Source organism: Methylocella silvestris (assembly GCF_002891535.1).
GTDB lineage: Bacteria > Pseudomonadota > Alphaproteobacteria > Rhizobiales > Beijerinckiaceae > Methylocapsa > Methylocapsa silvestris_A.
The window spans coordinates 79,585-100,945 of record NZ_PDZR01000014.1 but is presented as its reverse complement, the minus strand read 5'-3'; the positions used below and the strand labels follow the sequence as shown (position 1 = coordinate 100,945).

The following is a 21,361-nucleotide window of genomic DNA, read 5'->3' as shown; positions in this document are numbered from 1 at the left end:
CGTCTTCCTGACCCGCCAGGACGCGACCACCGCCATTGCCCGCTATATCGACGGCTTCTACAATCCGATCCGGCGCCACTCGGCGCTCGGCTATAGGAGCCCCGCTCAGTTCGAGCGAGCAGCAAACTGACGACCGTTTGCCTCTCCACTAAACCGGGGCAAGTCCATAAAGCATCTATCTTCTCGTTGATTCTTGCGGAGCTGCTGCCCATCGGGGGCGCCATCAATGCGGCGCGGCGCGCAATCGGGACCGTCGGGTGGGCGAGCGCATCGCGCGGCTGCGGCGGCGCCTGCCCATGGCAGAATGAGGCGCTGCTTGCCTCGAATGACTCCTTTGTCGCGCGCGATCTGCACCGGATCGGTCAAATCAATATCCCCCGCCTCCTGAGTCTCGGGTGCAGCCGCCTGGATACCGGAAAAAACGCCGAACCCTTACCTGAGATATTAGGTCGCTCGAAAATAGATGTCGCGGGACCGATCATCCGTTCGTGTCATGGAGGGCCCGAAACGCCTTATAGAGGTTGCGCGGGTCGAGTTGTCCCTTGAAGACCGCCGGCGGCTTGCGATCGAGGTGCAGCAGCGAATAGGCCGCCGTCATCGCCGAGCGAATCGAATATTCGACCGTGAACACCACGTCGTCGGGTTGCTCGCAGAACTGGCCGGTCACGGCGAAGTTCGCATAGCCCTTGGGGTGTACCTGTGGGCGATCGCCCTTTTGTCGGATCAGAAATTGGCTGGTGATGAAGGGCATGATGCAGGGCAGGCAGATCGCGCCGGCGAGGATTGCCTCGGCGCGATCAGACGAGCCAAGTTGGCCGAGCAGCTCGGTCATGATCTCGCGGCCGTTGCAGGTCGACATCGGCTTGCCGACATGGTCGCCGGGCTTGCCGATCGACAGGGCGTACCCCCACAGCACCTGAACGTCGTCGGGCTGGCCGATGAAATGCGGCTGATGCGGCAGCACGATCGACATCAGCCAGGCGGAGTCGGTGAAGGTGATCAAGCCGCCCTCGCCGGGGACGTTTCCGGCGAAGTCGCGGATCAGATCAAACAGTTGGGTGTTCTTGAGCGTGGTGGTGAACGACATCCATTTGGATTCGTCGACATGGTCGGCGAAATTGGCCGGGTTACCCAGCTCCGGGCGACCTTGGGCGATAGTCTCCCACAAGGCCCAGGCCCCGCCGGTGCGCTTGTCGTTCAGCACCGGGACGTCGTCCATCGTCCCGTTGGAGGACGCCTCGGTCATCGAGCCGAGGGTGGCAATGACGACATCCTGCGGCTCGACTGCGATGCTGCCGCTCTCACCTGCCCGCTCGAAGGCGAGCGCATCGGCGAAGGTCTCGCCGTCCCTATCAGTGAAGGCGATGTCCTTGATCGTGGTTCCAAGCTGGAATTGCACAGCGCGTTCGTCGAGCCATTTGCGCAGCGGCAAAACGAACGAGTCATATTGATTATAATAGGTCCGCATGATCCCGCGCAGCTCGTTGAAGCCATCGACCATGTGGGTGAAGCGCACGAAATAGCGCTTGAGCTCGACCACGCTGTGCCATGGCTGGAAAGCGAAAGTCGTGCACCACATGAACCAGAAGTTCGTCTGGAAGAATGCCTCGTCGAAATGGTCGGTGATCCGGCTGTTGCCCAGCAGCCCTTCCGGCTCGACCATCAGCTTCTCGATCGTCAGAATATGCTTCTCGGATAGGCCGAACTCCGGCGCGTCGATCTTGTGGCCAGCGCGCACCAGACGCGACTTGGAGCCGGTCTTGATGATCTCGTTCCACTGCATGATCTCCTGCGTCACGGTCTGCTTGCCGTCGAGCGTCGGGACGGAGGAGAAGAGATCGTAGGTGCACAGATACTTGCTCTCGATCATCCGGCCGCCGCGGACGATGTAGCCATGCTCGGCGTCGCCGGCGCCGTCGAGGGCGCCGCCAATCCGGTCCAACTCCTCGTAGATCGTGATGTTCTTGCCCAGCAGATCCCCGTCGCGGATCAGGATCACCGCCGCAGCGAGCGAAGCGATGCCGCCGCCCACGAGATGGGCCTTGGTGGCGGAGCGATCGGGCTTGGACACGATGAGGCCTTTCGTTTGCAAAGACTCTTGTTAGAAGTACACTATGCCGTATAGTTTATGCTGTCCAGCCTGCCTCCGAGTTCCGTCAGATCGATCGAACGCAACGGCGTCATTGGGATCGGTAAGAAGACGCGATGAAATCCACCGCAAAACCCAAAAAAGACGCTCGATCACAGAAAGGCGGCCGCCCTTCAATCAGCGAGGCCAAGGCCCTTTCGGGCCGAATTCTGGAAGCCGCCGCCGAACTGTTTCTCGAACATGGATTCAAGGGAACGAGCACGGACCAGATCGCAGACGTCGCCGGCGTCACCAAGCGCACGCTGTATGCGCGGTATCCGGGCAAGGCGGCGCTCTTCGAGGCGGCGATAACCAGCGCGATCGATGCGCGCCTCGATGCGCTCGAATTGTCACTACCGGTGGGCAGGGATATCCGCTCGCGCCTGATCGCGGTCAGCGAAATGCTGCTGCGATGGCTCCTTACCGATCGAAATATCGCCATGGAGCGTGTCGTATCGAGCGAAGCTTTGCGCTTTCCAGCGTTAGCCCGAAACCTTCATGCTCACGGTTTTCACCGTGCGGCAGCGATTGTTGAGCATGCCTTGTTTGATGCAACAAAGACCGGGGAAATCAGCCTCGACGATCCCGCGTTCGCGGCTGATTACTTCATGACAGCAGTCATCCTCCCGCCGTTTCGCCGTGCCGGATTAGGATTTATTCCGGCCGAACTGGATGATCCGGGCCGCGACCGCATTCGCTTCGCCGTGGATCTATTTCTGGATGGTTGCCGGCGCACTTAAGAGAGGCATAGTTCATTCGCGAACGGAACATGCGCGCTCGAGGTGTCGCAATGATCGGACTTGGTTGAGATAGCCCCAAATGTAGAGGCGGAGCATGTCACCAGGCTGGAATCCTGGTCTGCCAGTCGCCGCCGCGACGACCCGGTTAAAAGCCCCGCTCGGCCAGGTCCAGACTAGCGACGAATGCATCGACGACACGGACGAGGCTGTCTGGCGCCACGTAGTCGTCGATGCATGCCGGCAGCAGACTGATCTGATCTCGGCTGTCGCCATCGATGAAGCTCAAGCTTGCCTCCGCGCGCATAATAGATTGATTCTACAGTGATTTGCTCGATTAGCCAAATTCTTGGGACGTTCTGGATCGCCACCCGATTGCAAGGCGAACCTCGTGAAGTCCGGATCGCGGAAGGAAGGCGGGCCGCGCTATCGACCCAAGTCGTACGCTGGGGATGTCCGCTTGCAGACACCTGTCCACTGCAAGCGTCGACGGCGACCTGCCGGGCGTCAGTCGCGCGATATTGACAGCCCCACCAGAAGCGGAGCGTACGCGGCGAGCCTGCGGGATACGAACTCCGTGAAGAGCCGCACGCGCTCCGTCTTGCGTGTCTCCCCCTGTGTGAGAAGCCAGAGCGTTCCGTAGATGTGCAGGTCCGTGCCCGGCGCCCTCACGAGCAGCGGGTCGGCATCGCCGACGAAGCACGGCAGTGTCGTGATCCCGAGCCCTTGCCGTACAGCAACGATCTGCGCCGCGGCGTCCGTGATCCTGAATGGAACCCCGGTGGTCCGAATCTCACCCTCGCTGGCCCAATCCGGGATGCCATGAAGGCTTATGACGATCCACCGGAGGGGATCAGGCGCGCCCGCACGCCATCCGGCTAGCCGATCGCGAGACATGTAGACGCCGCCGAACAGCTCCGGCCCCTTTAGGCCGTGAAGATTGAGCGGCAGGGTTTTGCGGTCGTAGACGACGCGGATCGCGACATCGGCCTCTCGGTTGGTCAGATTTGCCAGCTCGCCGGACGACAAGATTTCCATCTCGATGTCCGGATGCAGACGCATGAATTCGGCGAAGTCCGGCATGAGCAGATGTGTCGCGAGGGGCGGCGGCAGCGTCACACGCAAAAGCCCGCGCACGCTCTGGTCGCGACCCAGGACGCGCGTCTCCAGCTGGTGCGATGACGCTTCCATCTGCTCCGCGAGCTCGAGGACCTCCTCGCCCGCCGCCGTCAGGCGGTAGCCCGAAGGCAGCTTTTCGAACATTTGCGTCCCGAGGCGTTCCTCGAGCTGGGCGATGCGTCGCAGCACGGTCGCGTGGTTTACTCCGAGACGCTTGGCGGCGGCCCGCACCGAGCCTCCGCGCGCGGCGGCAAGAAAGTAGCGAACGTCATCCCAATCGATCATGGTGCAATCCGGCACCGCAGGGTGCGCCTTCCAGAGCCTAACTCATCGTATTGCCGTACGAGCGGTCATCGTAACACAGGTCGACGAGTGCGGGCCAATTCCGAACCGCGGAACTTATCATCACGGCTGGCGTTGGTAGCCTTACCGGATCGTTTTTGCACCACCGCTTTGCGCGCTTCCGCATTCAACGCCTGACCTCAGCGGACCCATGTTGAGGGTCTCGGGTGACCTCCCCGTACAACCAAATACCCGGGACGGCGAAACAAGGACTGCACGACATGACCAGTTTGAATGGAAAGACCGCCGTCATCACGGGCGGAGCTACCGGCATGGCCTCGCCTCGGCAAAGCGATTCATCGAGGAGGGCGCCTTTGTCTTCATCTTCGGCCGCTGGCAGGAAGCGCTCGACGCGGCTGTGGCCGAGCTTGGGCCCAATGCCCGGGCGGTGAAGGGCTCGGTCTCGGATGAGGCCGACCTCGACCGACTCTACGCGGCGGTGAGGGCCGAGCGCGGAAGCCTCGACATCGTGTTCGCCAATGCAGGGGCGGGAAGCCCGCTTCCGCTCGGCAAGATCACCGCCGAGCACATTGACGCGACCTTTGACACCAATGTGAAGGGTACGATCTTCACGGTCCAGAAGGCGTTGCCGCTGATGGGCTCGGGCGGTTCGATCATCCTGACCGGATCGAGCGCCGGCGCCACGGGCGCCCCGGGATTCACTGCCTACAGCGCGAGCAAGGCGGCGGTGCGCAATCCGGCGCGGACCTGGGTGGAGGACCTGAAGGGCGCCGGCATCCGGGTCAACGTACTGTCGCCCGGGCCGACCGCGACCGAACTCGCGAAGGCAGCGCTGGGCGAGGACGGGATGAAGGTCTTCGCCTCGATGACGCCGCTCCAGCGCATGGGCGATCCGGCGGAGCTCGGGGCGGCTGCTGCCTTTCTCGCGTCGTCGGACAGTAGCTTCATGACCGGCAGCGAGCTTGCCGTCGACGGCGGCCTAGCACAAATCTGACGCGCTACGCCCGGCCGGGCGCTAACAGTGAAAGCAATAGAGTAGATCGGACACGAACCGTTATAAGGGAAAGGAGAGATTACAATGAGCATCGAAAATAATGTCCAGACTGTGAAGGATTTTTTTGCAGCAATGGGCCGCGGCGATAAGCAAGGGCTGCTGGCGTTGTCTGCCGACGATATCGAGTGGATCATTCCGGGAAAGGACTGGCCACTGGCCGGAACGCATCGCGGGCACGCGGGATTGACGGATTTTCTTCAAAAGGCTTCCGAAACCGTTGAAACTTCTACAGAGCCCTCCGAATACGTAGCGCAGGCAGACCGGGTTCTGGTCGTCGGCGTCGCTAACGGGAAAATCAAAGCCACGAATAAGCCGTTCAAGGACGATTGGATTTTCGCCATTACCGTTCGAAATGGCAAAGTGGCGAACATCCGGGAGTATATCGACACGCAAGCACTGGCGCGGGCCTCCGAGATGGACGCGAGCCCAGGCACTAACCCATCGAAACCGATACCACACGAAACAATTCGTAAAGTCAGCTGACGCGTTGAACAGCGGCAACGTCTTGCCGAAGCACCAAATGGCGGCAACCAACTCCAGAAAGGATAGCTTATGCTTGATAATGAAAAGTTCATCAGAAAACTCTACACCTATGCAGAGGGGAAAGGATTAGATACGGAGAAGTTTGTCTCAATGTTCTCTGGCGATGGATACATGTTGGATATGGCTTCCGGCACGAAGTTCCACGGGAAGGCCATTGGTGACTCCATTGCCAGCTTAGCAAGGGCATTCCCCGACGTCCACCGTGAGTTACTTAGCATCTACGTCGCGGAGAACGTCGTCGTTGTCGAAACCGCAATTCGGGGAACGCATAAAGGTGAGCTGGCCCTTGCCTCCGGAACGCTACACCCAACAGGCAAGACAATAGATGTCCCGGTTTGCGATGTTTATCACCTTGAGGGGGGGAAAATCATATCCTTTGATTGCTACAACTTGCCTTCCGTAATGCTGCAGCAACTTGGCGAAAAACATATGAGGTTATCGTGATCAACAAACCCCGTATCGCTATCGTGATTGGCTCGACCCGGCCCGGTCGGTACGCCGACAAGGCCGCTGGATGGATGCTGAAACAGACCCAGGCCCGTAACGACATCGAGGCGGAGCTTGTCGACCTTCGCGACCATCCGATGCCCTTCTTTGATGAGAAGGGGCCGCCTATGTCGACGCCCAGCGAGAACGCCGAGGCATTGCGCTGGCAGAAGACACTCGCCCGATACGACGGCTTCGTTTTCGTGGTGGCCGAATACAACAGCTCGATCACGGGTGCGCTGAAGAATGCGCTCGACCAAGCCTATAAGGAGTGGGGACGGAAGCCGTTCACTGCCATTGGTTACGGCGGGGCCGGAGCGGCGCGGGCGATTGAGCATCTACGCCAAATCACGAGTGCGCTGCGAATGGTTTCGACCGCCCCCACCGTCAACATTGGCGGCGCCGATTTCATGTCGACCTCCCCGATGGGTGCAAACAAGCCCATCGAAGACATCGAGGCACACCTGCTTGCCTCCACGAAGTCGGCTTTGGATGAGCTCGTCTGGTGGGCCCACGCGACGATGGCGGCGAAAGCCGCTGAAGCTTCATATCGGCGCGACCCGAACGAGCTGGCGGCGTAGCGCTGGCCATCTGCGGCCATCGGGTCGGGAGGTAGACGGTAGATTAGCCATGCATCGCCCCCTCGCATGCCGCGCGTTCGTCGAATGCCCAACCGTAAAGGAGATCTCGATGTACGACCAATCCAAGCTATCCGAGTTGATCCGGTTCGCACGCGTCGATGCGGGGTCCACCGTCATCGACGTTTACCCAGGCGAAGGCGACTGGACTCGTCTCTTCTCCGACATCGTGGGCCCCGAAGGACGGGTCTACAGCTTCGTGCCGGCCGAAGTCGCCCACTTCAAGAACGATCCGGTCGGCAGCATGCGGACGCTTGCGAAGGAGCCGGGCCGAGAAAACGTCGAAGTCGTCTCGGCGGACCTCGTGGCGATGCCGGAGGTCACGCAACCGGCAAATGTCCTGTGGCTGCACCTGTTCTACCATGATCTCCACACCGCGCTGATCCAGGCCAGGGGCGCGACGGCAGCCGACTTCAATCGAGCTGTCTTCGAGCGGCTGAAGCCCGGTGGGTTCTACGTCATCATCGACCACGCCGCCGCGGTCGGGGCGGGCACGAGCGACGCCCAGTCGCTGCATCGGATCGAGCCTGCATCCGTGCGCGAGGAGGTGGAGGCGGCCGGCTTCGTGCTGGACGCGGTAGGCGCCATGCTCGCGAGCAAGGACGATCCGCACTCGATCAAGGTGTTCGATCCGTCGATCAAGGGCCAAACCGATCGCTTCGCCTATCGGTTCGTGAAGCCCTGATAGGTCCCGGCGCCACCCCCAAGCGAATTTCGGTTCATGGGCGATGTCCCAGCGTGACGCATAAGGCAGGAATCGGCGCGGCACGAGTTCGAACCTTAGCTAGGCGGGGAGCTCTTGTTCAAGTTTCAATTTGAAGCGATCACGTTTGGAGCTGGGAGGCCAATTCGGCGATCTTGCGCCCGATTTCGGCATTGCCGCTGGATTGGATCGGCATCGCCAACCCGCGCATGATTTCGGACTGGCGATGGGACGACACCGTTCCATAGCTGGAGAAGGTCGTCAAAACGCTTTCATGGCCGAGATTTTGGCTCCAGACCTTAAATTCCTCCGGGCCGAGGCGCAGCTCATAGGCGAGTTGCGCCAGTGTGCTGCGAAAGCTGTGCGGGTTGGCATAGGGCAATCCGGCGGTGGCGAACGCCTCTTTGAAGATTTTGCGGATAGCCGTGGCGTTGCTCCAGTGCTTGCGGGAGAGACCGACCGCCAAAAAACGCTGGTCGGGGCCAAGGTCGACCTCCGTCGCAGGAAACAGGGGATCGTCATTGCCCCATAGTCTGTCCTTTCGGAGAAAATCGATCCATTCGAGGACGATCTCGCGAATATCGCTCCCGACCGGGAAGAAGAACGTCGTGAACGTCTTGCTGCGCTTTGTGTTGACCTCGCGGGCGTCCTGCGAGACTTTTCCAGCATTGACGTCGATATGCTTCAGCTTGAAGGAGGCGACGGCGCCATCGCGTGCGCCGGTAAGCAGGGTAAAGGCGATAAGCGCGCGATCTCGTTTTTGAAGATCGGTTTGCGCTGGCATCACGCTGAGGACGTGACGGATTTGCTCGATGGTCGGCGCATTCTTCTCGCGATGCGCTGTCGCCACCCGCGCCTCCTTTTCGGATAGGTTGAAATATTCCGCGTCCGCATAGCTGATCCGCGACTTGCAGCCGGGCCGTCCTGCCAGCCATTGGAAGAACGCCTTCAAGGCGCCGAGCGTCGAATAAAGAGTGGCGGCGCTCAATCGCGCGCCTGTCTGCACGTTCGTCTGCTCGTTAAGATGTGTCTTGAATCCCTTTGCCTGTTCGATGTGAAAGGCTTTGAAGTCGCGGCGCCGGGTGTAAGTTTCGAAGCGGTCCAGAGCTTTGGCGACGCCGTCGAGCGACGCTTCGCTGCGGCCTTTGGCGTCTTTGAGAAAGGCGAAATATTCGCGTTTGATGCGTTCGTTTGATGCGTTAGATTTCGCCATCAGCGTTGCTTCCTATTTGAAGGCACAATTCAGACGGAGGGGGATCCTCTCGCCTATACGCCGCCGATGGTGTCTTAAACGTCACGTCCAAGGCTCCTTTCGCCTCCTCCAATTTGGTAAGCGACGTACGTCGGTTCATGATTTTTTCGCACTGTGGACATAAGCCAACAAGGTTCCCGCCCGTTGCAGACGACGCGATATAATCCGCAACTCCGGCATAGGGCGCTCGCGGCGCGCGACATTTCAGGCAATAGAACTGACCCGGTAAAAGGCGGCGCTTGCGCGTCGCTTTTTTGGCGTCGAGAAAGGCGCGTATGTCCTTTCCAAGAAGCAAGGTTGGACGGCGCTCATCCAAAGTCGGCAGGCCCTGCCGTATCCACGAACGCACGGTGTTCTTATGTACGCCAAGTGTTTTGGCCGCTTCTTCAACCGTATAGTTCCGATGGATTTTTATGCGCCGCGAGTCGATGCGACGGTTGGGCATCCGCTATGAGACGCCCTTGTCGATCAGCGCCCTTATGTCTTCGACGCGCCAAACCGTCGTGCGCGGGCCGAGCTTGACAGGTTTGGGAAACCGGCCGCTTTTGACGCCGGCCCACCATGTCGACCGGCCTATGGGAATTGGTCCGATCGGCGCCAGGACAGAGTTGAGGCGAACAAATCCGGTTTGAGGAAAATGCTGAATGCCAGCATGTCGCGCGCTAACGCCATCGCTCGATTGAGCCATGGACAATCCTTTCTCGTCTTGATCAACGATCCAGCGCCCCAAACAGTCTTTGACTGAAAGTGAGTCGCTGGGTAGGATTGTCCCGCTCCTAGCCGAGCGCGGGGTCAAACCCACAGAGTCGCATTTACCCTGCCAGGGGTTGTGCGGCTCTTTTTTATCGTCGGCCTCCGTGCGGGTGGCGCGCTGCGAATCATCTCGATCCGACCTTCCGAATCTAAAGACGGTTGAAAAGATTTCGCAAATGCAAAATGGGTTTTCCCACATATGCACAGGTTCTGGCGCGATTTCGCAAAATTCGCCAATCGCTTAATCCACGCGTCCTCGCAATGCATAGGCCTATTGCGATTGAGCGACCGCAGCAATTTGACAGCGGAGCTTATACATCTATTTGCCGGTGCGACAGCGATCGGTGGGCCTGAGTGTTAGTCGCGCGGCATCCAGCATGTGGGCTTTCGGAAATTCTCCGCCCGAAGCTGCCGGTCGGCTCTCGGCCCAAGCTTGCCGGGTGCGATTGCGATTGACTTCGGTCGCTTAAATGTAGCTCCGCGCGCGGCCGCAGTTCAGTCTGGATCTCAGAAGCTTAATCAAAAAAAATCGAAGGCCGACGGCGTCGCGTTCGGATCCTTGAAACGACAAGCTCCGACGCCTTCCTTGCGTCTCCCTCGCTCGCCGTATGAGTGATGCCGATCGCCTCTTGAAGGCTGCGAAGATGGCGCGCCTCCGGCGCGTCGTTGATCGAAAGGATAAAGCCACCGGCGATCGCCGCGAGCTGGTCGGCGAGGCGGCGAAAATCGGCTTTCGTGAAGGCGTCCGCGCCGTAAAAATCCTCAGTCCCGAAATAGGGCGGATCGAGATAAAACAGCGTCTCCGGCCGATCATAGCGCGTGATGAAATCGCCATAGGGCAAGTTTTCGATCACGACGCCGCCGAGGCGCTCGCTAAGCGCGGTCAGGATCTCGGCCAGCTTCGTCACGTCGAATCGACCTGGCGTTCCGGGCGAGACGCCGAAGTTGCGGCCAGCGACCTTGCCGCCAAAGGCCGTGCGCTGGAGATAGAGGAATCGGGCCGCCCGCTCGAGGTCGGTCAAGGTGCGGACATCTGTCGCGACCAGGCGTTCGAACTCCCGCCGGCTGGTCAGCTGAAATTTCAGCATGTCCATGAACGGCGCATAGTGGCGCTGCAGGATGCGGAAAAAGGTCGCGACGTCGCCGGAAAGATCATTGATGACCTCGGCGGGCGGAGCGAAACGCCGGCGCAGGAAGACGCCGCCCATGCCGACGAAGGGCTCGGCATAAGTCTTGTGCGGCGCAGATTCGATCCGGGCGACGAGCGCGGCGGCGAGCTGCTTCTTGCCGCCGATATAGGCGGCGGCCGGCCGCGTCGGCTCGACGCGGCGAAAATCCGAAAAATCCATAATTTGGAAACCTGCGCGCGGGCATGGTCGCCGCGCGTGATTCGTCACGCCGGCGGCAAGCCTATTCGCAGTTGTGAAGGCTTCGCGGACTCGCTTTGCCGTGGAGACCGCCCGCTGCCGGGCTGGATCGCGCCCTGCCTGCCGACGCTGGTCGCCAGGCCGCCGGTCGGCGCCGACTGGATTCATGAGATCAAATGGGACGGTTACCGGATCTCCGTTTACGTCGAGCGGGGCGCCGTCATCGTTCGCACGCGCAATGGCTATGATTGGACGGCGCGCTTTCCGACGATCGCCGAGGCGCTCGGCAAGCTGAAAGTTCGATCGGCCGTTATTGATGGCGAAGCGACCGTGCTGGATGAGAAGGGCGGATCGAGCTTCGCGGAGCTGCAGGCCGAATTGGCAACAGGCGGCGGGCAGCGAGCCGTGCTCTACGCGTTCGACCTGCTTTTTCTGGATGGCGAAGACTGGCGGGCGCGTCCGCTAGAGGAGCGCCGCGCGGCCTTGGCCGGCCTTATCAAGAAAAAACCGCCACTGCTGCTCAGTCAGGAATATGCCGGAACCGGCGCCGATTTCTTCAGGGTCGCCTGCGAGCATGAGCTCGAAGGGATCGTCTCGAAGCGCCTCGACAAGCCTTACCGATCCGGCCGCAGCAAGGATTGGCTAAAGACGAAGTGCGTGCAGACGGAGGAATTCGTCGTGATCGGCTATCAGCCGTCGTCCGGCGCGGTCCGCGCGCCGCTGGCGAACATCAAAGTCGCCCGGCGCGAAGACGGGACCTTGCGCTACATGGGGGCGGTGGGCACGGGTTTCAGCGAGCGAGTCGCGAAGGTCCTGCGTGACAGGCTTGACGCCATCAGGTCCCCGCGCTGCGCGGTCCCAAAGCTCAAGGTTGCGGGCGCCCTTTGGACGAAGCCGGATCTTGTGGTTGAAATTGATTTCCGCGGTCTGTCGGCAGGCGGTGAACTGCGCCATGCCAGCTTTCGCGGCATCGTCGAATAGAGCGGCGAGACTGCGATCCGCGGCAACCCGAACTTGCTCTAAACAGTTTCCGCAGTTATCGACGAAGGCAAAGTGTACCCTCAACGGGCGTCCGTTCCCTTGCCTTTGTCGATCTGTCCGGACGGCTTGTTGGCGCCTGGCGGGATCGCAGAGGGCAAGCCGTCTTGACCCGCTGCGGCGCCCGTGCTCGAATTCGCGCCTTCCGTGTTTGCCTTCTCTCCGGCGCCCGCGTCGTTCTTGCTCTGGCCGGTGGGATTCGTATTTTGGGCGGCTGCGATTTGTGACCACGCCAGAAGCGCGATTGACAATCCGATCATCAACTTCATGACGCCGCCTCCTCCAAGAACCAGAGCGTAACCGGCCGCCATAGTTGCAACATTCGTTAGCGGTCATTTTAGACTGCGGTTCAAACAAAGACTTCGATCATAAGTTCCTCCACAGCTTGACGGTCAACACGGCCTGACAGCAGCGTCGGGCGAGCTGGTAGAGGGCGTCTCAGCGCTTTAGAAGCCGCCGTCAGGCTGCTTTCTTGCCGCCGTCGACGACGCGCAGGCGGCGCTGTCCTTCGGTCGGCAGGTCCGGCGGCGGCGGCCAGTCGAGACCGACTGGCCTGAAAAACTCATGCAACGCCAAGCGCCAGCAGAAACTTACCGGAGCGATTTTATTGACCCTGCATCTAATACTTAAGAAGCATGCGGGCCAAGCTGCCTCTCTAGAGCCTAAGCTTAAACAGAATAACTCCATTTGGCTTGCGACAATTTATTATAACCTTGACGTGCCTATATTAAATTCCTATATGCAATCTATCGTTGAAATAAAAACTAACAATATACGATATTAATACGCTAAATAAGCACAAAAATATCACAACGTAAGCGCACTTAATACTGCGCTTTAATGAATAGTGCTGCGTCTGCGGTCGCAATAAACAACAATGGAGCTTAAATGTCCGATACTTTTGATAATACAATCAAAGCTGTACAAAATAAACTTGCAACGGTTGGCGCCCCAAATGTCATCTTAAATGAGAGCCTCCTCGCGATAGTCGCCGAAGTTACCGACTATTCGAAAAAGTCACTGGACAATCGTCGTGATTTCATCGGGAGCCTGCTCGAAGCCAAGTCGCTCAACAGCGTCTTTCAGATCCAGTCCGAATATGCCAAGACGGTTTTTGGGCGATCCCTCGCCGAGGCAATGAAGATTGGAGCGCTCTATTCCAATGTCGCCAAGGCGGCCTTGAGGCCAATTGAAGGGGCGATGCTCAAGCCCAAGGAATGAAGCAATCGGCTTCCCGTTCTCTTTCTGACAACGGAGGCCAACGACGCCATAGGGCCGATCCACGCCAAGGCGATGCCGGTGCTGCTGACGACGCCCGAAGAATGGGACGCCTGGCTGTGGGCGCCGCTGGCCGAGGCGCTGGCGCTGCAGCGGCCTTTGCCCAGCCAGGCGCTGAGGATCGTGGCGAAGAGAGAGAAAAGCGATGGCGACTTTGGCTTGAAAAACTCATGCGGCCGAAAATATATCCCTGGGCTTCGATGGTGGGGGATAGCCGTGCAATGGATTCGATTTGACGCGCGTCTCGAAAATAAAATCGACGAGGCCTTTGAGGCTTGGAAGGCGCAGCTGGCCACGCACGACGTGAAAGAGATTTAGCAGCGGCAATGTATCGAGGGGCCGAGATCCCAAAAGGCGATCGCCAAATTGGTTGATCGTCGCTTCATTGACCACCTCACGAAAACCGGCATTCCCTTTGAGATGCCTTAATCGCCGTAGGCGTTATTGAATGCACGGCGAGGAGTTGGGCCGCGCCGATAGGTGATCGAGCCGGCTTCCGAAGGCTGTTGTGGCTCTGGTTGAGATCGCACACCTGCAGCGGCCACCGGATGAGCCACAAGTAAAACTAAGCGGCCAATCTGTCGGAAATCCGACAGACGCGCCCTACTAACCGCGATAGGTTTCCAACGTTTTTCGTCGAGCAAATGCCCCGTGCACGGAGGCGGCTCATGGACTCGGAGACCGTTGCCCTTTTGAGATGGGTCTTTGAGCGCCGTTTGGCGCTGGTCCCTCGGTCTCAGCAGACCGATGAAGGGCGGCTGGTGCTGGCTATCACCTCGTCAGATTGGCGGAGGATGGTGAGCTCGATCCTGAGCGTCTGATGCGAGCGGCGCTCACATGGCCGCTAGATCTACGCTGCATCATAAGGGGCGGTAGGTATGCGCTCGAAACGTAAACTACGCAGTTCTGCGCCATTCTCTCTCAACGCAGCGAAGCCCAGCGGCGAGGCGGCCGTACAGTTGATTCGCTTTGACCAAGACTTAAGGCAACGAGTCGACAGGGCTTACCAGGAATGGCAGGCCCATCTCCCTGCAGGCGATGAAAGCCGCAAAACTCCCCGGAGATTATTAGGCGTGGGCTACAAAGAGAGCATCATTAAGCCAGTCGATAAGCGCTTCATCGAACACCTCACGAATTTGGGCCTTCCGTTTGAGTGGCTATGAGAAGCTGCGGCTTCACACGCTGAGGACGCAACGCTCGGGGTCGATGGTCAAGCCCAAGGAATGAAGCAAATGGCTACTACGAGAAGTTTCGGACACGTGCCAAGAGTTGCTCCGCGGCCGGAATCGACTATCGGGGCCTGACAGTAGACGTCGAGCTTCGACGCGCGAGCTTCGCGGAGGAGCGGAAATATAAAGCTGTGGTGGGGATACATGCGCCGGACCATCGATATCGGAAGGCTAAGACAAGAAAATATCAAGGCGCGCAGAATTCTCGACTTGCGTATTGCAACAACGATTTGGAGGGCGACGCTATAATAGGCAGCAACAAACGCCCTGCCACCGCGATTCTTTAACAGCACCTTGTCCCGATATGCGCGCAGCATGTCTACATCTAAGGCGTCCGCTCCATACAATTCGGTATCGATAAAACAATTGCCGCGGCCTTCATGCGCGTCGATCCCGGCCTTCACGTTCCGTGCGATCCGAGAAATAGGCGTTCCCAAGGAGTGAGCAGAGATCAGCGTCCCGCATCCCGATTGGCAGTAAAAGTTTGAAAATCCGATGTTGCATTTCTTGCAAATCATCCCCGCGGAGCCATCGCTCAACGGGCCGAACCGAAATTCCAGCGAGCCGCAATCGCTGCATTCCGTCAATTCATTTTGCGCGCCGCACCGAGGGCATATCGCGGTGGCGATCATGGTTTCCCCCTATGAAATCGTTATCGTTCCGAGCACATCGGTTGAGGACCGAATGGCCGAATTAGCGTCATGCTAATCCAGTTCTGGATCGTTCGGCTAGCGATCTCTCCAGAAAGCCCGTAGCTGAAGGCCGCTTAAGCCCCAATCCGCGCGAGGCCTGCGCAGCGTCAAGTGCTTTGGCGGGCAAAGGCGACCCATCGCTCTTTGTGGTTTCGCTCAAGGTCACTCCGTTAACCGAAACCTGAAAATTTTAACTTTCACGGGCCAGGAGGCGTATTCTGGGCGGCATGGCCAAGCGCCCGCCTGCCAAGCCCCGTCCGATCGACCACAAGACAGATGTCGCCTCGGATGGGCTGAGGAGTCGACCGCATGTCTTTGGTAGCGAGGCAAAACTCCTTCCGGGCTTACTATCAAACAGTGCCCGCCGCCACCCGCTCAATGATCTACGCTCAAGCGCTCGGCCTTCAGCTTTCGTCCTTCTCCGCCTTCGCTGCCAGCACGATGCCATAGCCGGCGACGGCGCTGTGCGACACGTCGGCGCTGCGCCGCCATCCGCGCTCAGATGCACGCCCTTGACGTGATTGATCTCAACTAGCCGGCCGTCGGGCAGGGCGATCAGGACGCGCGCTTCTCGCGACATCGATATTCGTAAAACCCGGGTCGTTTTGGCGGCCGCTCATCTCGATCAATCCGACCAATAACAGGCCGCGAAATCTGAAAGCACTCTGCCAGCGCTGCCATATGCTGCATGACCGCGCCGAGCCTGGCCGTCGGCGCCGGCTCACCCTGCGCATGCGCAAAGCGATCGGCGACTTGTTTTTGGGACTTTATCGCCCGTAAGGGGCCGTCTAGCTCGTGAAAAACCCAGGGCGGAGCAGCTGGATCATTCCGCGCGCTCCGCGACGTGACCGCCGACACGCGCTCTGGCTGGCGCGCTGCTTCAGCACCACGCCGCAGTTCTGGCTGAAGACACGGCCCCGGCTGAGGCTAGTGCCGGGTTGTGGCCTTTGCGTTCGCGTGCGCCAGGAAGAACCGCATCATTTCCCGACTGGCGTTAGGACCACACGGATCCGTGTAAGAACCGCTCGCGCTGCCGCCGGACCACGCATGGCCTGCGCCGTGCAGGACCCACTGCTCAAGGACGTCCTGTCCAGCATCGTTGGATTGGACCGTCCGGGTATAGGCCATTCCGCCCGGCGCCTCGCCGTGCGTTACTGCTGTGGCCAACGTCGTTTCCGGCCTCGCCTGAGCAATGACCTGATCTCCATTGACCAGGTTGACCGTTCGATCACTGTCGCCGTGAAATACGATGGTAGGCACAGCCGGCCCGTCACCCCGTGACCGGATCGCGCCGCCTCCGTTCATAGCGGCGAAAGCCGATGGCATGTCGTTGGCGGCGCCGCAGGCCAACCCCGAATGCACGCCGACCGCGGCAAACAGGTCGGGATGGGTCGCTCCCATGATTGCGGCGGCGGCCCCCCCGGCTGAGAGACCCGCCACGTAGACCCGGGTCGGGTCGGCCGAAAATTCGTCGATGACCGCCAGCGCGATGCCCGCGATCAGCGAGGGCTCTCCGCCATCGCGGCGCTGATCTTCGACCTTGAACCAGTTCCAGCACTTTTGCATGTTTGCCGACTGCGGTTGACGCGGATAGACGACCAGGAAGGTCTCCTTCTCAGCCAGTTCATTCATCCGCGTGCCGGCCGCAAAATCGTCCGGGTTCTGGGTGCAGCCATGCAACATCATCACGACTGGCAGAGCCTGGCCGGTGTAGTTGCTTGGGATGAAGACCTTGTAGGTCCGGCTGCCCGCGCTGTTGGAGTAGGTCCGCTCCTCGAAGCGAGCGCCATCCGCCACTGGCAGGGGCGCTTGCCCTCTGGTTGCGAGATCTTCGCCCAGGCTCGAGAAGGAAGCCTGCTTGGCGACACGGCTGCGAAACGTCTGCATCGCCGTGGAGACATCGGGAAAGCCCAAGGGTTTGCCGACCGGCGCGGATCCGCCAGCGGTCGGCCCCGTTGCATAACCCGACGCCGTCCAGGCCCCGCCTGGCGATGATGGAGCCACCATGTCGATCGTCGGCCATGAACGCTTGGCTCGCCATGCCTGCCCTTGCGACGCCCGGTTTGGCTCGTCGTTCGTTGTACCAGGCAGCTTAGAGCCCTGGAGGAGCGCCATGGCCTCGGTGAGCTTACCGGCCTGAGTGAGACGGGTTACCTCGCCTAGGTCGATCTTACTGAATGCGTTCATGGTTGTGATCTTTCATTGACGGGGGAAGCCCCGCTCTGCGGTGGGAGGATGGATATGGTCGCTCAAACGGTTCGGTCGGAGAGCGCGGCCTTGACCGCAGGGCTGGCTTGGAAGGCGCCAAGCACTTCAACCGAGGCGATGGATGCTCGGGCGAGCTCGGGCGTAACGTCGTCGTCGATGAGGGCCAGGCCGAGGACCTGGATGTGCAGTGGCGCTCCCGCGTCACGCGCCGCCTCAAGGTCTCGCTTGGTGAAGTGCGACAGGCCGAGACTAAGTTGCTTGCGCGCCACCGAATGGCGGACCGCCTCATCCTGCCGTTCGAGCAGGCTCCGCACGGCGGCGCGGATGAAATCAGCGCGGTTCGCGTAGAAGCCGTCGCGCACCATTAGGTCGACGCGACCGAGATCTATGAAGCCGAGGTTGACGGTGACTTTTTCGCTGTCGGGTACTTTTTGCCGAAGCTCCTGGATTTTGTTCACCATCCTGTTAACCCCTCCACACCATCCCATTGGATGGTCTAGAGATGGTACGCGACAGACAGATCGCAAGGGGACGAAGATAGTCTAGGCCGCCGCGATTGACGGCGAGGGAAAATCGATTTTACCGAGCTGCAGGCGCCGCTGACGCGGCACGGCGCTCAAGCAGCGGTGGCTGTGCGCTTTCGATCTGCTGGTTATCGATGGCGAGGATTGCGCAAAAAGCCGCTTGAGCAGGAAGCGACCGCCGCGTCAGCATCGGCGTCGCCCCTTTCGCGAGAATCGCCACGCCGTTCCAGCTGCGCTGGCCTCGCCAGACTGCACCGTAGCCGGCCGCCTCAAGCGCCGCGAGCGGAAAGACTTGATCCTCAGCCTTCAGTTCCTGAAGGCAGACCACGTCAGGTTGCTCGGCGGCCAGCCAGTTCAAGAGGTTCGGAAGCCGTTTGTTTACGTTGTTGATATTGAAGCTGGCGATCTTCATCCGGTTTGGCGACCTATTTGGCCACGTGCTCGGGCTTTCCCTTGCGCTTGCTATGCGCAATGTCCTCCAGCTGCTCGGGCATTCACTTGCGCGGCGGTTTTAGCGGCATGGAATGCGCCGATTCAAACCCGGTTCTAATGTCGTGGCCGTCACGTTGTTGCAAGGAATGATTGCCTGGACGTGACGCGCGTGACGTAATGCGTAACGTTATGCGCACCTCGGGGTGGAAAAGTTTCAAATCCGTCACGCCAAGAGACTATTGTCATTTAATCTTGGGAAAGCTCTGTGGGGCGACAAGGGCGTGACCATTTAAGCGCTGTTCTAGCTACATTGTCATATTGCTATTCGAAACATTTAATGACCTTGCTATTGCGGCTGCTAGCGCCGCTGTCCTCCCGGTTGTCGTAAACTAGAGGCGGACGCCAATGTCGTATGCTCTCGACTTGAAGGAATGCGAGCGCGAACCGATTGCCACGCCAAGCTCCATCCAGCCATATGGAGCGCTGCTCGTGCTTGATCAAAAAGGCAAGCTGATCGTGCAAGCCGCAGGCGACACAGAACGTTTGCTGGGCATTAAAAATTCAGTCCTTGGCAAATCGGTGGCGGACGTTCTCGGAATCTCGGTCGCCGATCTCCTAACGCAGGCCGATGATACGTTGCTGGGAAAGCCAGCCTATCTTTGCGATCTAGGTTGAGGACTCATTCAGATCCATGAAATCATTATGGCGGCAAGTGCGAGGCCGGAGAGATAGTTTTGCGCGTGACGATCATATCTTGTTGCGACGCGTCGCCAGTCCTTCAGCTTGCAGAACATGCGTTCAATGACGTTTCGGCGTTTGTAGGCCTTGGCGTCGAGCGGATAGGGCGTCCGCCGTGAGGCGGTGGATGGAATGACCGCCTTGACCTTCCCTTGCTTGAGCCAGTTGCGCAGGCTATCGGCGTCGTAGGCTTTGTCCGCCAGCAGCCGCTTTGGTCTTGCGACGGCTCCAAGCAACGGAATGGCCATCGAGATGTCAGCGGTGTTTCCCGGCGTCAGCGCAAAGGCGACCGGTCTGCCGCGATCATCGGCCAAAGCATGGATTTTGCTGGTTCTTCCGCCGCGCGAACGGCCAATGGCCTCGGCGAATTCCCCCTTTTTGAACCGCTCGCCGAGCGATGCGCCTTGACGTGGCTTGAGTCGATGGAAAGTTCGTCCGGCACGGGACCGGCGGCCGCCATTTTCTCGAAGATACGCTGCCAGATGCGGCGCTGCGACCAACGATTATAGCGATTGTAGATCCTCGTTGGCGGCCCATAGGCTGGTGGAACGTCGCGCCAGCGGCATCCTGTTTTCAACACATGCAGGATGCCTGAAATGACGGTCCGATCGTCCACCCGCGGCTTTCCCGGCTTGCCGCGCGGCAGATGCGGCTCCAGCGCCTCCCATGCCGCATCCGACAGCCAAAACAAACTCTTCGCCATGACATTCGCCCCCGCGACTCAGATCATGGAGAATAGATACCATAGAATCAAATGACTGTATGGGTTCTCAACCTAGGGTCGAGACTCATAACCAATAGCTGACAGTTGCGGCGATGCAGACGGCGGCGAGGAAGTTGGCGGCGTTACGGTCGTAGCGCGTGGCCACTCGCCTGAAATCCTTCAAGCGGCAGAACATGCGTTCGATGGCGTTGCGGTTGCGGTAGAGGTAGGGTGAGAAGCAGTTCTTCCATTTGCGGTTGGCTTTGGGCGGAATGTTGGGCATCGCGCCGCCCTTCTCGACCTGGCGGCGAATGGCGTTGCTGTCGTAGCCTTTGTCGCCGTGCAGGATTTCGCAGGCGGAAAGCCGCGCCAGCAATTGCGCGCCGGCTGTGCAATCGGCGACGTTTCCGCCCGTGAGTATGAAGGCGATCGGTCGACAATTCGCGTCGGTCAAGGCGTGGATTTTGGTCGTGCGTCCGCCGCGGGAGCGGCCGATAGCCTGATTTTTCTCCCCCTTTGCCGCCGCTTGCAGAGCGATGCGCCTTCACCGCCGAGGAGTCGATGAGAACCTCCGCCGGCGGCCCGCCGGCGTGCGCGAGCGCCTGGAACAGATCGACCCAGACGCCCTTGGCGGCCCAGCGGACATAGCGATTGTAGAGCGTCTTCTTCGGCCCGTATTCTGGCGGAGCGTCGATCCAGCGCCCGCCGGATTTCAGCACATGAACGATCCCGCTGATCACCCGTCGATCGTCGACCCGCGCCTTGCCACGCGTATCGGTGGGAAGATGCGGCGCAATCTTCGAAAACTGCGCATCCGTCAGCCAAAATTGGTCCAGAATCATCGCCGGCTTCCTTTCGGAAACCGTGAATCACAACCTGCCCATCTCGCCAAGCCCTTTATGGGTCTGGACCCTAACTAATCCCCGCAATCGAAGCGCGGGCCGGCTTCATCAGCGTTGTTTCCTATTTGAAGGCATAATTGAGACGGAGATGGGTCCTCTCGCCTACGCGCAGTCGATGGCGTCTTAAACGTCACGTCTAAGGCTCCTTTGGTCTCCTCCAATTTGGTAAGCGTCGTACGTCGGTTCATGATTTTTTCGCACTGGGGACATAGGCCGACAAGGTTCCCACCCGTCGCAGAAGACGCGAAATAATCCGCAACTCCGGCATAGGGCGCTCGCGGCTCGCGACATTTCAGGCAATAGAACTGACCCGGTAAAAGGCGGCGCTTGCGCGTCGCTTTTTTGGCGTCGAGAAAGGCGCGTATGTCCTTTCCAAGAAGCAAGGTTGGACGGCGCTCATCCAAAGTCGGCAGGCCCTGCCGTATCCACGAACGCACGGTGTTCTTATGTACGCCAAGTGTTTTGGCCGCTTCTTCAACCGTATAGTTCCGATGGATTTTTATGCGCCGCGAGTCGATGCGACGGTTGGGCATC

24 protein-coding genes and 4 pseudogenes are annotated in these 21,361 nt (G+C 59.6%); 12 read left to right on the top strand and 16 right to left on the bottom strand.

Annotated features, from left to right (window positions below; all coding sequences use genetic code 11):
* Positions 1 to 130, top strand: a 130-nt coding sequence (locus tag CR492_RS13020; protein WP_146030260.1) for an IS3 family transposase, incomplete at its 5' end; no start/stop codon positions are given.
* A 348-nt stretch (positions 131 to 478) separates the two neighbouring features.
* On the opposite strand, the gene CR492_RS13015 is transcribed toward CR492_RS13020, so the two are convergent.
* The gene (locus CR492_RS13015; RefSeq protein WP_245412069.1) at positions 479 to 2,032 is read right to left on the bottom strand and encodes an oleate hydratase; all 1,554 of its coding nucleotides are present in this window, start codon (positions 2,030 to 2,032) and stop codon (positions 479 to 481) included.
* Between the two features lie 173 nt (positions 2,033 to 2,205).
* Between CR492_RS13015 and CR492_RS13010 the strand changes: the two genes are divergently transcribed.
* The gene (locus CR492_RS13010; protein ID WP_102844171.1) at positions 2,206 to 2,868 is read left to right on the top strand and encodes a TetR/AcrR family transcriptional regulator; all 663 of its coding nucleotides are present in this window, start codon (positions 2,206 to 2,208) and stop codon (positions 2,866 to 2,868) included.
* A 12-nt stretch (positions 2,869 to 2,880) separates the two neighbouring features.
* Here the strand turns inward: CR492_RS13010 and CR492_RS21440 are convergent, their stop codons facing one another.
* The 3 genes from CR492_RS21440 to CR492_RS13000 form a co-directional block, all read right to left on the bottom strand.
* Entirely contained in the window at positions 2,881 to 2,964 is an 84-nt protein-coding gene (locus tag CR492_RS21440) for a hypothetical protein (protein ID WP_348626717.1), read from the bottom strand.
* Positions 2,965 to 3,013: 49 nt separating this feature from the next.
* Positions 3,014 to 3,154 (bottom strand): hypothetical protein, encoded by a 141-nt coding sequence (locus CR492_RS21160; protein WP_245412068.1) that lies wholly within the window; start codon positions 3,152 to 3,154, stop codon positions 3,014 to 3,016.
* A gap of 218 nt (positions 3,155 to 3,372) precedes the next feature.
* Positions 3,373 to 4,269 (bottom strand): LysR family transcriptional regulator, encoded by an 897-nt coding sequence (locus tag CR492_RS13000; protein WP_102844170.1) that lies wholly within the window; start codon positions 4,267 to 4,269, stop codon positions 3,373 to 3,375.
* A 278-nt stretch (positions 4,270 to 4,547) separates the two neighbouring features.
* Here CR492_RS13000 and CR492_RS12995 point away from each other — a divergent pair.
* From CR492_RS12995 to CR492_RS12975, 5 genes and pseudogenes are all read left to right on the top strand, one after another.
* Positions 4,548 to 5,281 (top strand): annotated as a pseudogene (locus CR492_RS12995) (SDR family NAD(P)-dependent oxidoreductase).
* Between the two features lie 84 nt (positions 5,282 to 5,365).
* The gene (locus CR492_RS12990) at positions 5,366 to 5,824 is read left to right on the top strand and encodes a nuclear transport factor 2 family protein (protein ID WP_102844169.1); all 459 of its coding nucleotides are present in this window, start codon (positions 5,366 to 5,368) and stop codon (positions 5,822 to 5,824) included.
* A gap of 69 nt (positions 5,825 to 5,893) precedes the next feature.
* Positions 5,894 to 6,328, top strand: a complete 435-nt coding sequence (locus CR492_RS12985) for a nuclear transport factor 2 family protein (RefSeq protein ID WP_102844168.1) — start codon at positions 5,894 to 5,896, stop codon at positions 6,326 to 6,328.
* Complete coding sequence (locus tag CR492_RS12980) at positions 6,325 to 6,951, top strand: NADPH-dependent FMN reductase (protein WP_102844167.1); 627 nt, start codon at positions 6,325 to 6,327, stop codon at positions 6,949 to 6,951. Before CR492_RS12985 ends, CR492_RS12980 begins: the two co-directional genes overlap by 4 nt.
* 109 nt (positions 6,952 to 7,060) lie before the next feature.
* Positions 7,061 to 7,693, top strand: coding sequence for a class I SAM-dependent methyltransferase (locus tag CR492_RS12975; RefSeq protein WP_102844182.1), 633 nt, complete (start codon positions 7,061 to 7,063; stop codon positions 7,691 to 7,693).
* A gap of 139 nt (positions 7,694 to 7,832) precedes the next feature.
* Here the strand turns inward: CR492_RS12975 and CR492_RS12970 are convergent, their stop codons facing one another.
* The 4 genes from CR492_RS12970 to CR492_RS12955 form a co-directional block, all read right to left on the bottom strand.
* The gene (locus CR492_RS12970) at positions 7,833 to 8,924 is read right to left on the bottom strand and encodes a tyrosine-type recombinase/integrase (RefSeq protein ID WP_102844166.1); all 1,092 of its coding nucleotides are present in this window, start codon (positions 8,922 to 8,924) and stop codon (positions 7,833 to 7,835) included.
* Positions 8,911 to 9,408 (bottom strand): helix-turn-helix domain-containing protein, encoded by a 498-nt coding sequence (locus CR492_RS21520; protein ID WP_102844165.1) that lies wholly within the window; start codon positions 9,406 to 9,408, stop codon positions 8,911 to 8,913. The genes CR492_RS12970 and CR492_RS21520 overlap by 14 nt, the downstream gene beginning before the upstream one ends.
* Before the next feature lie 3 nt (positions 9,409 to 9,411).
* Positions 9,412 to 9,651 carry a helix-turn-helix transcriptional regulator gene (locus CR492_RS12960; protein WP_102844179.1) on the bottom strand — a complete coding sequence of 80 codons (240 nt, stop codon included), beginning with the start codon at positions 9,649 to 9,651 and terminating at the stop codon, positions 9,412 to 9,414.
* 580 nt (positions 9,652 to 10,231) lie between these two features.
* A complete protein-coding gene (locus tag CR492_RS12955) occupies positions 10,232 to 11,065 on the bottom strand; it encodes a DNA adenine methylase (protein ID WP_102844181.1) in 834 nt (277 codons plus the stop codon).
* Positions 11,066 to 11,101: 36 nt separating this feature from the next.
* Here CR492_RS12955 and ligD point away from each other — a divergent pair, with 36 nt between their 5' ends.
* Positions 11,102 to 12,064 (top strand): non-homologous end-joining DNA ligase, encoded by a 963-nt coding sequence (gene ligD, locus CR492_RS12950; protein WP_180982540.1) that lies wholly within the window; start codon positions 11,102 to 11,104, stop codon positions 12,062 to 12,064.
* A gap of 80 nt (positions 12,065 to 12,144) precedes the next feature.
* Here ligD and CR492_RS12945 read toward each other — a convergent pair whose 3' ends face one another.
* The gene (locus CR492_RS12945) at positions 12,145 to 12,390 is read right to left on the bottom strand and encodes a hypothetical protein (protein ID WP_102844180.1); all 246 of its coding nucleotides are present in this window, start codon (positions 12,388 to 12,390) and stop codon (positions 12,145 to 12,147) included.
* A gap of 619 nt (positions 12,391 to 13,009) precedes the next feature.
* Between CR492_RS12945 and CR492_RS12940 the strand changes: the two genes are divergently transcribed.
* Positions 13,010 to 13,342 (top strand): phasin family protein, encoded by a 333-nt coding sequence (locus CR492_RS12940; RefSeq protein ID WP_102844163.1) that lies wholly within the window; start codon positions 13,010 to 13,012, stop codon positions 13,340 to 13,342.
* Positions 13,343 to 13,363: 21 nt separating this feature from the next.
* Positions 13,364 to 13,549 (top strand): annotated as a pseudogene (locus CR492_RS21515) (SOS response-associated peptidase); the annotation flags it as partial.
* A 1,060-nt stretch (positions 13,550 to 14,609) separates the two neighbouring features.
* On the opposite strand, the gene CR492_RS20520 reads toward CR492_RS21515, so the two are convergent.
* The 4 genes and pseudogenes from CR492_RS20520 to CR492_RS12900 all read right to left on the bottom strand — a co-directional run.
* Entirely contained in the window at positions 14,610 to 15,260 is a 651-nt protein-coding gene (locus CR492_RS20520; protein ID WP_146030259.1) for a CFI-box-CTERM domain-containing protein, read from the bottom strand.
* Positions 15,261 to 16,247: 987 nt separating this feature from the next.
* A complete protein-coding gene (locus CR492_RS12910; protein ID WP_102844159.1) occupies positions 16,248 to 17,507 on the bottom strand; it encodes an extracellular catalytic domain type 1 short-chain-length polyhydroxyalkanoate depolymerase in 1,260 nt (419 codons plus the stop codon).
* 62 nt (positions 17,508 to 17,569) lie between these two features.
* Entirely contained in the window at positions 17,570 to 17,989 is a 420-nt protein-coding gene (locus CR492_RS12905; protein WP_102844158.1) for a CopG family transcriptional regulator, read from the bottom strand.
* A 223-nt stretch (positions 17,990 to 18,212) separates the two neighbouring features.
* Positions 18,213 to 18,464: pseudogene (locus CR492_RS12900) on the bottom strand (endonuclease/exonuclease/phosphatase family protein); the annotation flags it as partial.
* Positions 18,465 to 18,889: 425 nt separating this feature from the next.
* On the opposite strand from CR492_RS12900, the gene CR492_RS12895 reads away from it, so the two are divergent.
* Positions 18,890 to 19,159, top strand: coding sequence for a hypothetical protein (locus CR492_RS12895; RefSeq protein ID WP_102844157.1), 270 nt, complete (start codon positions 18,890 to 18,892; stop codon positions 19,157 to 19,159).
* Between the two features lie 8 nt (positions 19,160 to 19,167).
* Here the strand turns inward: CR492_RS12895 and CR492_RS12890 are convergent.
* Positions 19,168 to 19,925, bottom strand: a pseudogene (locus CR492_RS12890) (IS5 family transposase).
* 85 nt (positions 19,926 to 20,010) lie between these two features.
* Positions 20,011 to 20,722, bottom strand: a protein-coding gene (locus tag CR492_RS12885; protein WP_245412072.1) for an IS5 family transposase whose coding sequence is annotated in 2 segments (ribosomal slippage) — positions 20,011 to 20,442 and positions 20,444 to 20,722 — 711 coding nt in all. Because the reading frame shifts where the segments join, the coding sequence is not laid out codon by codon here.
* On the opposite strand from CR492_RS12885, the gene CR492_RS21145 reads away from it, so the two are divergent.
* The gene (locus CR492_RS21145) at positions 20,645 to 20,845 is read left to right on the top strand and encodes a hypothetical protein (RefSeq protein ID WP_245412073.1); all 201 of its coding nucleotides are present in this window, start codon (positions 20,645 to 20,647) and stop codon (positions 20,843 to 20,845) included. The genes CR492_RS12885 and CR492_RS21145 overlap by 78 nt on opposite strands.
* On the opposite strand, the gene CR492_RS21510 is transcribed toward CR492_RS21145, so the two are convergent.
* The gene (locus CR492_RS21510; RefSeq protein WP_102844154.1) at positions 20,842 to 21,360 is read right to left on the bottom strand and encodes a helix-turn-helix domain-containing protein; all 519 of its coding nucleotides are present in this window, start codon (positions 21,358 to 21,360) and stop codon (positions 20,842 to 20,844) included. The genes CR492_RS21145 and CR492_RS21510 overlap by 4 nt on opposite strands.
* Position 21,361: the final 1 nt, after the last annotated feature.